General features: G+C 70.7%; 10 protein-coding genes. 7 read left to right on the forward strand and 3 right to left on the reverse strand.

What is annotated here, in order from left to right; all coding sequences use genetic code 11:
- Positions 1-27: 27 nt before the first annotated feature.
- Entirely contained in the window at positions 28-720 is a 693-nt protein-coding gene (locus tag ASD33_RS28910; protein WP_056566929.1) for an SDR family oxidoreductase, read from the reverse strand.
- Between the two features lie 119 nt (positions 721-839).
- On the opposite strand from ASD33_RS28910, the gene ASD33_RS28915 reads away from it, so the two are divergent.
- The 4 genes from ASD33_RS28915 to ASD33_RS28930 all read left to right on the forward strand — a co-directional run bounded on the left by ASD33_RS28915 (position 840) and on the right by ASD33_RS28930 (position 6085).
- Positions 840-1400: a TetR family transcriptional regulator gene (locus ASD33_RS28915; RefSeq protein WP_056566932.1), complete on the forward strand. Its 561-nt coding sequence runs from the start codon at positions 840-842 to the stop codon at positions 1398-1400.
- A 746-nt stretch (positions 1401-2146) separates the two neighbouring features.
- Entirely contained in the window at positions 2147-3121 is a 975-nt protein-coding gene (locus ASD33_RS28920; RefSeq protein ID WP_056566935.1) for an ROK family protein, read from the forward strand.
- Between the two features lie 127 nt (positions 3122-3248).
- Positions 3249-4439, forward strand: coding sequence for a mannose-6-phosphate isomerase, class I (manA, locus tag ASD33_RS28925; protein WP_056567178.1), 1191 nt, complete (start codon positions 3249-3251; stop codon positions 4437-4439).
- A gap of 338 nt (positions 4440-4777) precedes the next feature.
- Entirely contained in the window at positions 4778-6085 is a 1308-nt protein-coding gene (locus ASD33_RS28930; RefSeq protein WP_056566939.1) for a cellulase family glycosylhydrolase, read from the forward strand.
- Positions 6086-6248: 163 nt separating this feature from the next.
- Here ASD33_RS28930 and ASD33_RS28935 read toward each other — a convergent pair whose 3' ends face one another.
- Both ASD33_RS28935 and ASD33_RS28940 read right to left on the reverse strand, forming a co-directional pair.
- On the reverse strand, positions 6249-7295 hold the full coding sequence (locus ASD33_RS28935) for a LacI family DNA-binding transcriptional regulator (protein WP_056566943.1): 1047 nt from the start codon (positions 7293-7295) through the stop codon (positions 6249-6251).
- The gene (locus ASD33_RS28940) at positions 7292-9691 is read right to left on the reverse strand and encodes a glycoside hydrolase family 2 protein (protein ID WP_056566946.1); all 2400 of its coding nucleotides are present in this window, start codon (positions 9689-9691) and stop codon (positions 7292-7294) included. The genes ASD33_RS28935 and ASD33_RS28940 overlap by 4 nt, the downstream gene beginning before the upstream one ends.
- Before the next feature lie 275 nt (positions 9692-9966).
- Here ASD33_RS28940 and ASD33_RS28945 point away from each other — a divergent pair, with 275 nt between their 5' ends.
- The 3 genes from ASD33_RS28945 to ASD33_RS28955 all read left to right on the forward strand — a co-directional run bounded on the left by ASD33_RS28945 (position 9967) and on the right by ASD33_RS28955 (position 13261).
- Positions 9967-11292: an ABC transporter substrate-binding protein gene (locus ASD33_RS28945; protein ID WP_056566949.1), complete on the forward strand. Its 1326-nt coding sequence runs from the start codon at positions 9967-9969 to the stop codon at positions 11290-11292.
- A gap of 119 nt (positions 11293-11411) precedes the next feature.
- Complete coding sequence (locus ASD33_RS28950) at positions 11412-12383, forward strand: sugar ABC transporter permease (RefSeq protein WP_056567180.1); 972 nt, start codon at positions 11412-11414, stop codon at positions 12381-12383.
- A complete protein-coding gene (locus ASD33_RS28955) occupies positions 12380-13261 on the forward strand; it encodes a carbohydrate ABC transporter permease (RefSeq protein WP_242427182.1) in 882 nt (293 codons plus the stop codon). The genes ASD33_RS28950 and ASD33_RS28955 overlap by 4 nt, the downstream gene beginning before the upstream one ends.
- The last annotated feature ends 52 nt before the right edge of the window (positions 13262-13313 follow it).

The following is a 13313-nucleotide window of genomic DNA, read 5'->3' on the forward strand; positions in this document are numbered from 1 at the left end:
CTTGAAGGCGGGAAGGCGGGGTGAGTGTCAGCCTGCGTTCGGCTGGGGCGCGGTGGCCAGGGCCTGCTTGATGTACCGGCTGGTCTCGTCGGCGAGGATCTCGGGCAGGCCGGCCTCGATGCCGTGCAGGGCCTGGGCCGCGACGTCGGCGGCGGCGACCTTCTGGTCGGTGGGGACACCGGCGGCCATGTCGGTGTCCATGTAGCCGACGTGCAGCGCCGAGACGGCGATGCCCCGGGGCGCCAGCTCCTCTCGGGTCGCGCCGGTCAGCGCCCAGGCGGCGGCCTTGGAGGCGGCGTAGGAGCCGAGTCCCGCCGGGTGCAGCCAGGACAGGACGGACAGGACGTTGAGTACGGCGCCGCCGCCGTTGCCCTCGATGACGGGGGCGAATGCCCGGGTCGCGGCGAGCGGGCCGAAGAAGTTGGTCTCCATCTCCCGGCGCACCTCATCGGTGTCGCCTCCGATCAGCGTCGCGCCGGTGGAGATGCCCGCGTTGTTGATCAGCAGGGTCGCGTCCGACGCGATGCGGGCGGCCTCCCGTATCGACGCCTCGTCCGTCACGTCGAGGCGCAGCGGGACGGCGCCTGGCACGTCGACCGTCTCGGGGCGGCGGGCCGCCGCGTACACCTTCGCGCCGCGTTCCACGAGCTGGGCGGCCAGGTGCCGCCCGAGGCCCCGGTTGGCGCCGGTGACGACCGCGACCGCGTTCTTCAGTTCCATGCCTGCTCCTGGTCTTCGGCGGGCGCCGTCGAGTCGCACGCCCCACGCTTAGATTACGAATCCAATCTAAACATGGGGATACGATAGATGCCAGACGACATCCAAACGGGAGGGTGATCATGGGCCGCGTATCGCAGGCGCAGGCGCAGGAGAACCGCAGGCGGGTGGTGGACACCGCCTCCCGGCTGTTCCGGGAGCAGGGCACCCAGGTCAGCGTCGCCGACCTCATGAAGGCGGCCGGCCTGACCCACGGCGCCTTCTACAAGCAGTTCGCCTCCAAGGAGGCGCTCGTCGACGAGGCCATCGCCCACGCCTTCGACGAGCTCACCCGGCGCCATGCGGCCGGGCTTGAGCAGTACGACGGGCAGCGGGATACCGCTCAGCGGGCCCTGATCGACGCCTACCTCTCCGTCGAGCACCGCGACGACCCGGCGGACGGCTGCCCGGTCGCCGCGATGGCCACGGACATCGCCCGCGAAGGCGGGGGTCATGCGGCCCGCCGTGTCTACACCGAAGGGGTGGCCGACTTCGCCGACTTCCTCAACGGTGACGACCAGGACGGCATCGTCCGTCTCTGCACCCTGTTCGGTGCGCTGGTGCTGTCCCGGGCCACCAAGGGCTCCCCGCTTTCGGAGGAGATCCTGATCGCCGCCCACGGCTCCTTGACGGAAACCGCCTGATCAGCGCCGCGACGCAGGCACGCGTCAGTCACGCCCGTGGACGGCGGTCCATGCTCGCCGCCATCGCGAGGAACAGCAACGCTGACATCATCGGGCCGGCGGCGCGGCATCGCTCGCGCCGAGCTGCTCATCCCGGTGCAGTGCAGCGGCGACGGCCTCCCGGTGCGCGCGGGGGTGGCGAGGGCTTCGTCGTGGCGGGCTCGGCGGGGTGGCCGAAGACCGTCTCGCGCCGCCCCGCCCCGGCCGGAGCGATCCAACCGGATGGCGGCGGGGAAGGCTGAGGCGTTGTGCCCGCAGCTCCTGATGCGGGGCGAACGCGTGTACGTTGCCGTGCGGACGTGCGCCTCTCCCCCCAGTGCCTGCGACGGCGTTCGGGGCATGTACCGGTGCCGAACGGCGGCGCGGACTCGGAATCGTCCGCGCCTTCGCGGTTGCCGCGGGCTGCCATCGCCCTGAAGTCGGGAAGACGATGTGGGCCTGGATCCGGGTTGCCCGGCCCGGCGGTGTCGACCCGAACCGCCGTGGCCGACCGGCGGACGGCGCCCCATCGCCCGGACCCCGCCCTCCCGCGCTGGTGAAGCCGGTGCAGGCGTTGTGCGGTGGAGAGAATCGGGTCCGGTGCGTCCGCCTCAGGTCTCAGGCCGGTCATATGACTTAACCGGATCCGTTCCTCTCTGGACAACGTTGTCATCCGTCGGCAGAGTGGTGCCCCGCACAGTTCGGAAGGTTCTGGAGAGGTTGGGCGGATGGTGTACGGAGCGCTGGACATCGGTGGTACGAAGATCGCCGGGGCGCTGGTCGACGCCGGGGGGCGCGTGGTGGCGCGGGCGCAGCGGCCGACGCCCGCGCGTGGGTCCGCGGAGGCGATGATGGCCGCGGTGACCTCGGTCGTGGACGAGCTGGCCGCCCGTCCCGAGTGGGCTTCGCTGTCCTGTCTGGGGATCGGGAGCGCGGGGCCCGTGGACACCTTCGCGGGCACGGTGAGCCCGGTCAACATTCCGGCCTGGCGCTCCTTCCCCCTGGTGGAGCGGGTGCGGAGCCATCCCGCCGTCCCGGCGGGCATCGAGCCGGTGCTCGTCGGCGACGCGGTCGCCATGGCGGCGGCGGAACACTGGATCGGGGCGGCGAAGGACGCGGCGAACGTTCTGTGCATGGTCGTCTCGACCGGCGTCGGCGGTGGCCTGGTCCTGGGAGGTTCCGTGCATGCGGGGACGACCGGGAACGCCGGCCACATCGGACACATCACCGTCGACCAGAACGGTCCCGTGTGCCCCTGCGGCGCCCGGGGATGTGTCGAGCGCTACGCCAGCGGCACGGCGATCGCGGCCCACGCACTGGAATCGGGCTGGACACCCCCGGCGGGCCTTCCCGTCACGGCCCGCGAGGTGGCCGCCTCCGCTCGTGCCGGCGATGCGAAGGCGCTCGCCGCCTTCGACCGGGCCGGCCGCGCCCTGGCCGCCGCCATCGCGGCCACGGCCGCGCTCGTCGAACTCGACCTGGTCGTCGTCGGAGGCGGGGTCTCCCAGGCGGGCGAGGTGCTGTTCGCGCCGCTGCGGCACCACCTGAAGTCGTATGCCGTCCTCGACTTCACCCGTGATCTCCGGGTCGTGTCCGCCGGGCTGGCTCTCGACGCCGGACTGATCGGCGCGGCCGCCACCGGCGTCGCCGCCTCCGGGCTGTCCCGCGCCGGAGGGAGCACGAGGGGGCGGACGGCACCCTGACGTCCGGCCTGCGCCGCATGCGGGCGGGCCCCCTCTTCGCGCCCGCGTACACCGGCACCGGGCGTCCTTCGGGGCGTCGTGGCGTCCTCGCCCTTTCACCTCACCGTACGCACTCCAGGAAATGACCATGGATCTCCTCCGCAACACCGTCCAGCCCTACGACTGGGGCTCCCGCACCCTGCTGCCGGACCTCATGGGCGTGCCGCCCACCGGAGCTCCCCAGGCCGAACTGTGGATGGGCGCCCATCCGGCGGCGCCCTCCCGGGTGTCCAGGAACGGCACCCTGATGCCCCTGGACCGGGTGGTCGCCGAGGATCCGGAGGGTGAACTCGGAGCGGTCACCATGCGCCGGTTCGGGCCCCGCCTCCCCTTCCTGGTCAAGCTCCTGGCCGCCGACGCGCCGCTCTCCGTGCAGGTGCACCCGGATCTCGCCCAGGCCCAGGCCGGATTCGCCCGGGAGGACGCGCTCGGCGTACCCCTGGACGCGGCGCACCGCAACTACCGCGACGACCAGCACAAGCCCGAGATGATCGTCGCCCTCACCCCGTTCCGCGGACTGTGCGGCTTCCGGAACCCCGCGGACACCGCCGCCCTGCTCGACTCCCTGAAGGTGCCGGCGCTCCGGCCCTACGCCGAGACCCTGCGGATCGTCCCCGAGGCCCAGGCCCTCTCCGAGGTCTTCCGGGCCTTCCTCCGCCCCCCGGCGGACCTGCTCGATGCCGCCGCCCGAGCACTGGCGGTGGCGGCGGCGGGCTCGGACGAGGCTCACGTCGCCGCCTACGACCGCATCGCGCGGGCGTATCCGGGCGACTCCGGGCTGCTGTCCGCGCTGATGCTCCGCTACGTCGAACTGGACCCGGGGGAGGCGCTGTTCCTCGGTGCCGGGGTCCCGCACGCGTACCTCTCCGGGCTCGGCGTGGAGATCATGGCGAGCTCCGACAACGTCCTGCGGTGCGGACTGACCTCCAAGCACGTCGACGCGGAGGAACTGACCCGCGTCGTCCGCTTCGACGCGCCCCCGGCCCGTGTCCTGACTCCCCGGGAGGAGGAGGGTGAGGAGGCGTACCCGGCGCCGGTGGACGACTTCCGCCTGTCGCGGTACGTCCTCCGCGCCGGCGGACCGCGGCGGCGCGTGGCGCTGGACGCCCCGCAGATCCTCCTCTGCGTCACCGGGCGTGCGACCGTCTCCTCGCCCGGGGGGAGCCTCGACATCGGCCCCGGACAGGCCGTGTACGTGCCCGCGGGCGCCGAGGCCGGCCTGCAAGGTACCGGCACGGCCTTCCGCGCCACGACGGGCACTGCGGAACACCTCGGGTGAACGATGGGGGAGGTCAGCGAAACCGCCACTAAACTTAACCGGTTATGTTCAGGCTATTGTTATCGGCCATCACGGCCTCTAGCCTCAACTCGGCCGCCAGGAACCGGCAGGAGAACTCGCCGATCGACGAAGGCGACGAACCGAACCGTGCCTGCGGTTAATCCCCACTGCCCGGAATCGAGCCGCAGCAATATCCGGGCAGTGGGGCCCGGAGGCGGTCCGCCCGCCACCCGTGGGGCCCGCCCGGGACCACCGGCCCCGACCGGCCGCTATCTCTCTGTCAGGCACCGCCGCGCCCGCTCTCCTCCCGGGGCGCGGCACCGAGTTGGGAGCACCCCATGAACAGGACGCGAGCCCTCTCCGCAGCGACGCTGCTCGCCCTCGCCGCCACGATCACCTCGGTCCCGGTCGCCGCCCAGGCCGCCGAGCGCTCCGACGGCTTCCGCGTCGTGGACGGAAGGCTCGTCGACGCCACCGGCAGGGACTTCGTCCTGCGCGGCGTCAACCACGCCCACACCTGGTACACGGACCGCACCGGGCAGTCCCTCGCCGACATCAAGGCGCTCGGGGCCAACTCGGTGCGGGTGGTGCTCTCCACCGGCACCCGCTGGACGAGGAACGACGCCGCCGACGTGGCGGCCGTCGTCTCCCGGTGCAAGGCCAACCGGCTCGTCTGCGTCCTGGAGGCGCACGACACCACCGGCTACGGCGAGCAGGGCGGCGCTGCCTCCCTCTCCGAGGCGGTCGACTACTGGCTGGAGGTGGCGGACGCCCTCAAGGGACAGGAGGAGTACGTCATCGTCAACCTCGGCAACGAGCCCTACGGCAACGCCGGCTACACCGCCTGGACGCAGGACACCAAAGACGCCATCGGCCGGCTGCGCGCGGCCGGCTTCGACCACACCCTGATGGTCGACGCCCCCAACTGGGGCCAGGACTGGTCGGGCACCATGCGCGAGAACGCCCCCGCCGTCTTCGCCTCCGATCCCGACCGCAACACCGTCTTCTCGATCCACATGTACGGCGTCTACGACACCGCCGCCGAGGTCGAGGACTACCTCGGCAGCTTCGTCGACCGCGGACTGCCGATCGTCGTGGGCGAGTTCGGCCACGCCCACTCCGACGGCGACCCCGACGAGGACGCCATCATGGCCACCGCCCGCCGGCTCGACCTCGGATACCTCGGCTGGTCCTGGAGCGGCAACGGTGGCGGCGTCGAATACCTCGACCTCGCCACCGGCTTCGACGCCGACCGGCTCACCTCTTGGGGCGAGCGGCTCTTCCACGGCCCCGACGGCATCCGCCAGACCTCGAAGGAGGCCGGCGTCTACCGGCGCGGCTGCTCCATCGCCTACCGGCTCGACGACTGGGGCACCGGCTTCAACGCCGACATCACCGTCCGCAACACCGGCGAACAGCCCCTCAAAGGCTGGAAGCTGGACTTCGAGCTCCCCGCCGGGACCACGCTGAACTCCGCCTGGAACGCCTCCGTCACCCAGACCGGCCGGCGGGTCCGCGCCACCAGCGAGTCCTGGACCGCGTCCGTCCCGGCCGGCGGGGCCGTCAGCTTCGGCGTCAACGTCGCCGGTCCTGGTGCTGTGCCCGCCTCCTTCAGCCTCGACGGCGTTCCCTGCGCCAAGGGCTGACCCCGTACCGCACCGGCCGCACCGGGTGCGAGAGGAGCGGGTTCCGAGGCACGTCCCTGCCCGGAACCCGCTCCTCGTCCGCTTCCGTCGCCTCCTGAGGGGGACGCACGACGTTGAGGGGCTTGCCCGTACGGGCAAGCCCCTCAACGTCGTGCCTGACCAGCTACGTACGTCGAGGTGGGCCTGTCGACCCTCTCGGTGTCAGGGACGGGGTGGGTACCTGGAAGGAGCCCGTGCGGGTTCCCTCGATCACGCCGAACAGGGTCCGGGCGACTTCCTCGCCGAAGTGGTGGACGTCGTGGCTCATCGCGGACAGCGGCGGGTGGGTCAGCCGGCACAGCTGCGAGTCGTCCCACGCCAGCAGCGACACGTCGTCGGGGACCGAGAGGCCCATCTCCGCGGCCACCCCCGACCCGGCGACGGCCATGATGTCGTTGTCGTACACGATCGCCGTCGGCCGGTCCGGGGACATCAGCAGGCTGCGGGTGGCCCGCGCGCCCTCCTCCCCGACGAAGCCGGTGGCCATCTGCCGCCGCCCGTCCAGGCCCAGTTCGGCCATGGTCGCCTCGAAGGCCGCGGCGCGGATGCCGCTGTGCCCGAGACCGGAGGGGCCGCCGACCCGGGCGATCCGCCGGTGGCCGAGGGCCGCCAGGTACCGCACGGCCTCCGCCGCCGCCGAGGCGTCGTCCGTCCAGACGGACGGGAAGCCGCCGGTCAGGGCAGGGTGCCCGACGGCCACCACGGGCATGCCGAGCGCCCGCAGCGGCGGGATGCGCGGGTCGTCCTGGTGGAAGTCGACGAGGATCGCCCCCCCGACCGTCCGGCTGCGCCACCACTCCTGGTAGAGGGCGGTCTCCTCGTCCAGGTCGCGGACGAGCCGGAGGAGGAGGGAGCAGGAGCGCTCGGCGAGGACGTCCTCGATGCCGGAGATGAACTCCATGTAGAAGGGTTCGAGGCCGAGGAGCCGGGCGGGCCGGCAGATCGCCAGGCCCACGATGCCCGCCCGGCGGCCGGAGAGGTTGCGCGCGGCCTGGTGGGGGCTCCAGCCGAGCTCCTCGGCTGCCGTGAAGATGCGCTCCCGGGTCGCCGGGGACACCCCCGGACGGTTGTTGAAGGCGAGCGAGACCGCGCCTTTGGACACCCCGGCCCGCGCGGCGACGTCGTTGATCGTGACGCGCGGGCCGGGGGCGCGAGGAGCTGGGGCGCTCACACCGCTCCCACACTGAACAGGGCGGCCCGTACGGCCTCCGGGTCGTCGCCCTCCCATCCGCGCACCGTGATCCGGACCTCCTCACCGGGCAGCAGGGTGACCAGTCCGTGATCGGCGCTCGCCTGCGGAGCGAGGCGGTCCGCCTGGAGCAGGAGGTCCCGGACGAGGGTGCGGGCGGTGACGGTCACGACCGAGTTGCCGGCGCCGGCCGGTTCGACCAGGACGTCGTACGCGGGCGCGGGGTAGGCGAACTCCTTCTCGTACACCGGGAGGTGGACGGCCCGCAGGCCGTCGGCGTCGGCGACCAGCAGCTCCTTCGCAGAGTCCGCGTCCGGGAGCAGCGCGCCCGGGACGTCCAGCCGCACCACCGTCCGCGCCGTGGCCTCCACCTCCAGCACGGCCTCCTTCAGGACCGTGCCGTCCGCGTCGAGGCGGCGCAGGGTGACCGCGGTGCGCCAGGTGGTGCCGGACTGGTTGTCGAGGGCGAGCACGGGGCCGCCCTCTGCGGGTACGAGGCTGAGCAGCCGGTCGGCGTAGACCCGGCGCAGCTCGTGGTGGAGCGGCTTGAGGCGCCCGTCGCCGTCGATCGCGGCCCAGGAGCTCACCGGCCAGCAGTCGTTGAGCTGCCACACCACCGTGCCCGCGCAGACCGGCCAGTGGGAGCGCCAATGCTCGATGCCGGCGGCGACCGCACGGGCCTGCACGACCTGTGCGAGGTAGTGCCAGCGGTCGAAGTCGCCCTCAGGGAGCCCGAAGTGGCGCTCGATGCCGCGGTTCAGCTTCCCGTTGCCGTCCTCGGCCTTCTGGTGGTGCAGCATGCCGGGGGAGTCCGGGGCCAGGTCCTCGCCGGGCAGGGCCCGGCGCAGGGTGCTGATCGCGGGCGGCGCCTGCCAGCCGAACTCGGCGCAGAAACGCGGGACGTCGGCCCGGTACTCGGCGTAGTCCTGCCGGTTCCACACCTCCCACGAGTGGTGGGTGCCGTGCCGGGGGTCGTTGGGGTGGTGGTCCCAGGACCCGGACCAGGGGCTGCCGGCCGCGTAGGGGCGGGTGGGGTCGAGCTCGGCGACGACCCGGGGCAGGATCCCGAGGTAGTAGCCCTCGCCCCAGGAGTCGCCGGCGAGCGGCACCTCCCAGTCCCAGTCGCGGAAGCCCCACAGGTTCTCGTTGTTGCCGTTCCACAGGACCAGGCTGGCGTGAGGCATCAGGCGGACAACGTTGTCACGCGCCTCGGCCTCCACCTCCCCGCGCAGAGGCTGCTCCTCGGGGTAGGCGGCGCAGGCGAAGAGGAAGTCCTGCCAGACCATGAGCCCGAGCTCGTCGCAGACGTCGTAGAAGGCGTCGTCCTCGTAGATGCCGCCGCCCCAGATGCGGACGAGGTCGATGTTGGCGTCGGCGGCCTGCGTGAGGCGGGTGCGGTACCGCTCGGGCGTGACCCGGGACGGCAGGACGTCGTCGGGGATCCAGTTGACCCCGCGCGCGAAGATCCGCACGCCGTTGACGACGAAGGTGAAGCCGGTGCCGTGCAGGTCCGCGGACCGGTCGACGGTCACCGTGCGGAAGCCGATCCGGCGCGACCAGGAGTCCAGCGGCGCCCCGTCCTCGTCCAGGAGCTCCACGTCGAGCTTGTACAGCGGCTGGGAGCCGTAGCCGCGCGGCCACCACAGCTCCGGCTCGGGCACCTCCAGACGCAGGACGCCCTCTTCCTCCGTGAAGACGGTCTCGGCGGTCGCGCCCGCCACCATGGCACGCAGGGTGAGAGGACGGTCCGTCCCGCTCTCGGTGCGCGCGGTCCGGACCCGCAGCTCGACTCGGCCGGTCGTGTCGTCCACGGTGACCAGGGGACGGACCTCGGCGAGCCGGGCGGTCGACCAGTGCTCGATCCGCACCGGCCGCCACATGCCGGCGGTGACGACGGTGGGTCCCCAGTCCCAGCCGAAGGAGCAGGCCATCTTGCGGATGTACTGGAAGGGCTCGGGATAGACGTTGGGCCGGTCCCCGGTCAGCGCGCGGACCCGCTCGGCCTCGTCGTACGCCGAGTCGAACCGTACCTCCAGGACTCCGGTCCGGCCCGTGACGTCGAAGCGGTGGACGCGGTGCATGTTCCGGGTCGAGCCGAGGGACTCGCCGCCGAGGAGGACCTCGGCGGCGGTGTCGAGTCCCTCGAAGACCAACTCGCTCCGCTCGTGCCCCCCGGCGTGGGCGGCCAGCTCCGTCACGTACGACCACGCCCGGCGCCCCACCCAGGCGATCTCCGTCTCGTTCAGGCCGATGAACGGGTCCGGTACCACCCCGGCGGTGAGCAGATCGGTGTGGACACAGCCGGGCACCTGCGCGGGGAGCAGTGTGTCCTCGTGGCGCAGGCTCCACCCCTCGTGCAGCTGGGTGACGTCCTTCATGGTGTGCGGCTCCAATCGCCTGGCAGTGGGCGGGATGCGTGTACGGGCCGACAAGTTAGCCGTTCATTTACTTAACTGTCCATGAACCGGTGAAGCGCGACCTGCATCGCGCGTAGCGCATCGGGCGCGCGGATTCATCGGCCCTTGCTGATCGGCTGGCCCTGGTAACGATTGGGCATCACGCTGGAAATCAACACTTTACCGGTTCACGACTGGCTGACATAGTGCCGTCATCCCACCGATGACCTGAGCCGTGACTTTGAAGGAGTTGGGCCATGGGGAACAAGAAGACGACCGCGCTCTCGGGTGCTGTGCTGGCCGCCATGATGCTTGCGCTGTCTGCATGCGGCGGCGGAGGCGGCGGCGCCACCGGCGAGGTGGCCGCTCCGCCCTCGGACCCGAAGGAGGTCTCCGGCGAGATCAAGGTCCTCACACAGCGGACCGACCTTGTGCAGAACGGGGTCCTGAAGCAGTACGCGGCCGAGTTCAACAAGGTCTACCCGAAGGTGAAGGTCACCTTCGACGGCATCACCGACTACGAGGGCGAGGTGAAGATCCGCATGAATACCAAGACCTACGGTGACGTGCTCTTCATCCCCGCCGCGGTGGCCAAGAACGACTACCCGAAGTTCTTCGCTCCCCTCGGGACGGCCCAGGAGCTGTCGAAGTACCGCTTCGGCGACAAGACCGAGGTGGACGGCAAGGTCTACGGCATCGCGCAGTTCGGTACGGCCAACGGCTTCGTCTACAACAAGAAGCTCTGGAAGCAGGCGGGCGTCACCGCGTGGCCGAAGACCCCGGAGGAGTTCCTGGCCGGCCTGAAGGCGATCAAGGAGAAGACGGGCGCGACCCCGTACTACACCAACTTCAAGGACGGCTGGCCGCTGGTCCAGTGGACCAGCAACCTGGGCGTCGCCGGCTGCGACGCCCAGGCGAGCAACGCCCTCGCCGGACCGGTCTCACCCTGGAAGGCCGGAAGCGAACTGAACACCACCGACAGCCTCCTGTACGACATCGTGAAGCAGGGGCTGTCGGAGAAGGACCCGACGACCACCAACTGGGAGACGTCCAAGGCGCTCCTCGGCGAGGGCAAGATCGCCACGATGATGCTGGGCTCCTGGTCGATCACGCAGATGCAGGACGCGGCCAGGCAGGCCGGCGGCTCGGCGGAGGACATCGGCTTCATGCCCTTCCCGGTCCAGAAGGACGGCAAGCACTGCGCGGCCCTGGTCTCCGACTACCAGCAGGCCGTGAGCGTCTACTCGGAGAACAAGACGGCCGCGCGCGCCTGGGTCGACTGGTTCACCGAGAAGTCCGGCTTCGCGGAGAAGGAGGGCGTGGTCTCCGCGGTCAAGTCCGCTCCCATGCCCGCCACGCTCAAGGAGTTCGTTGACAACGATGTCAGGTTCTTCGAGCGCTCCGAGGCGAAGACCGCGGCCGTCAACGACATCGACGACGCCTCGGAGATCGGCCTCAACAAGCAGGACTACCGCCAGAAGCTGATCGACACGGCCCGCGGCGCCGCGAAGGGCAGCCTCGAGGACTTCTTCGCCGACCTGAACAAGAGGTGGGACGAGGCGGCGAAGACCGTCGGTAGCTGACACCGGCGGAGCGGGCCCCGGCCGTACGACACCGGCCGGGGCCCCTGGACCTCCCGCAGCTGCGGACACGAAAGGCCGACATGACCCAGACCACCGACACCGCACCAGAGAGCGCCGCCATGACAGGGCGATCCAGCACGGACAAAGCCGACACAAGGAGTGGCCGACGCCGCCCTGCGGGCCGCCGGCGCGGGCCCGCCGCCGGACGGACAAGATCGTGGCGTGACTCGCCGCTCCGGCGGATCACGCCCTGGCTTTTCCTGGCGGCTCCGCTGGCGCTGCTGATCACGTTCACGTACGTCCCTGTCGCGAGCATGATCTCGTACAGCTTCACCGACTGGGACGGCGTGAGCCCGGACCGGGAGAACGTGGGGTTCGACAACTACGTCCAGATCTTCACCCGGCCCGAGCTCTTCCGGGTCTTCTTCGTCAGCGGCTACTACCTCGCGGCGTCCGTGGTCCAGATCGTGGTCGCGCTGTACTTCGCGGTGATCCTGAGCTTCAACCTGCGGTTCCGGAACTTCTTCAAGGGGATCCTCTTCTTCCCCTACCTGATCAACGGCGTCGCCATCGGCTTCGTCTTCCTGTACTTCTTCCAGGACGGCGGCACCCTCGACTCGGTCCTCGGCTGGCTCGGCGTGACCACCGACCATCCCTGGCTCGGCGACCCGACCTCGGCCAACATCTCCCTCGCCGGTGTCTCGGTCTGGCGCTTCACCGGACTGAACTTCGTTCTCTTCCTCGGCGCGATCCAGTCCATTCCGGGGGAGCTGTATGAGGCGGCGGAGCTGGACGGGGCCGGGAAGTGGAAGCAGTTCCGGCACATCATCGCGCCCAGCATCAAGCCCGTGATCAGCCTGAGCGCCATCCTGGCGATCTCCGGCTCGCTGTCGGTCTTCGAGATCCCCTACATCATGACCGGCGGTGCCACCGGCACCCAGACCTTCGTCATCCAGACGATCAAACTCGCCTTCCAGTTCAACAAGACCGGCCTGGCCTCGGCCGCGGCCGTGGTGCTGCTCCTGATCATCCTGCTGATCACCTGGATCCAGCGCCGGCTCGTGCCCGACGACAAGGTGGACCTCGTATGACCTCCCCCGACCTCACCGCCGCAGCCCCGGCCCGTCCGGCTCGCTCCGCCCGCCGGCGCCTGCACGTCGGCGGCGTCCTGACCTACCTGTCGCTGATCGTGGCCTCGGTGGTCGTGCTGCTTCCGCTGGCGGTCGTCTTCCTGACCTCGCTGAAGACCTCGGAGGAGGTGGGCGAGGGCAGCGCACTGTCCCTGCCGGGGAACTGGCTGAACCTCGACAACTACGTCACGGCGTTCAACGACGGCAAGATGCTCACGGCCTTCGGGAACACCGCGTTCATCCTCGTCTTCTCCATCGGCGGCACGGTGGTCATCGGGTCGATGACCGCGTACGCCGTCGACCGCTTCGACTTCCGCGGCAAGAAGCTCGTGATGGCCGGCTTCCTGATCGCCACCCTCGTGCCCAGCGTCACCACCCAGGTCGCGACCTTCCAGGTGATCAACAGCTTCGGCCTGATCGACACCCGGTGGGCCCCGATCCTCCTCTACATGGGCACCGACATCGTCTCGGTCTACATCTTCCTGCAGTTCATCCGGGGCATCCCCGTCTCGCTCGACGAGGCCGCCCGGCTCGACGGCGCCAACGCCTTCACCATCTACCGGAAGATCATCTTCCCGCTGCTCAAGCCTGCCATCGCCACCGTCGTCATCATCAAGGGGATCACCACCTACAACGACTTCTACATCCCCTTCCTCTACATGCACTCCGAGGACCTGGGGACCATCTCCACCGCCCTCTTCCGTTTCAAGGGCCCCTTCGGGGCTCACTGGGAGGCCATCTCCGCCGGCGCGATCCTCGTCATCGCCCCGACGCTGATCGTCTTCCTGCTCCTCCAGCGGTGGATCTACAACGGCTTCGCCCAGGGAGCCACGAAGTAAGGGGAGCGGCGCGACTCGAGGCCGGGCCGTACGGGGGGACGGTTCGGCCCCG

The organism is Streptomyces sp. Root1304, from assembly GCF_001426405.1.
Lineage (GTDB): Bacteria > Actinomycetota > Actinomycetes > Streptomycetales > Streptomycetaceae > Streptomyces.

Excerpts from the sequence above, each read along its gene's own strand:
- ASD33_RS28910 (WP_056566929.1), bottom strand. The coding sequence starts at position 720 with ATGGAACTGAAGAACGCGGTCGCGGTCGTCACCGGCGCCAACCGGGGC.
- ASD33_RS28915 (WP_056566932.1), top strand. The coding sequence starts at position 840 with ATGGGCCGCGTATCGCAGGCGCAGGCGCAGGAGAACCGCAGGCGGGTG.
- ASD33_RS28920 (WP_056566935.1), top strand. The coding sequence starts at position 2,147 with ATGGTGTACGGAGCGCTGGACATCGGTGGTACGAAGATCGCCGGGGCG.
- manA (WP_056567178.1), top strand. The coding sequence starts at position 3,249 with ATGGATCTCCTCCGCAACACCGTCCAGCCCTACGACTGGGGCTCCCGC.
- ASD33_RS28930 (WP_056566939.1), top strand. The coding sequence starts at position 4,778 with ATGAACAGGACGCGAGCCCTCTCCGCAGCGACGCTGCTCGCCCTCGCC.
- ASD33_RS28940 (WP_056566946.1), bottom strand. The coding sequence starts at position 9,691 with ATGAAGGACGTCACCCAGCTGCACGAGGGGTGGAGCCTGCGCCACGAG.
- ASD33_RS28945 (WP_056566949.1), top strand. The coding sequence starts at position 9,967 with ATGGGGAACAAGAAGACGACCGCGCTCTCGGGTGCTGTGCTGGCCGCC.
- ASD33_RS28950 (WP_056567180.1), top strand. The coding sequence starts at position 11,412 with ATGACAGGGCGATCCAGCACGGACAAAGCCGACACAAGGAGTGGCCGA.
- ASD33_RS28955 (WP_242427182.1), top strand. The coding sequence starts at position 12,380 with ATGACCTCCCCCGACCTCACCGCCGCAGCCCCGGCCCGTCCGGCTCGC.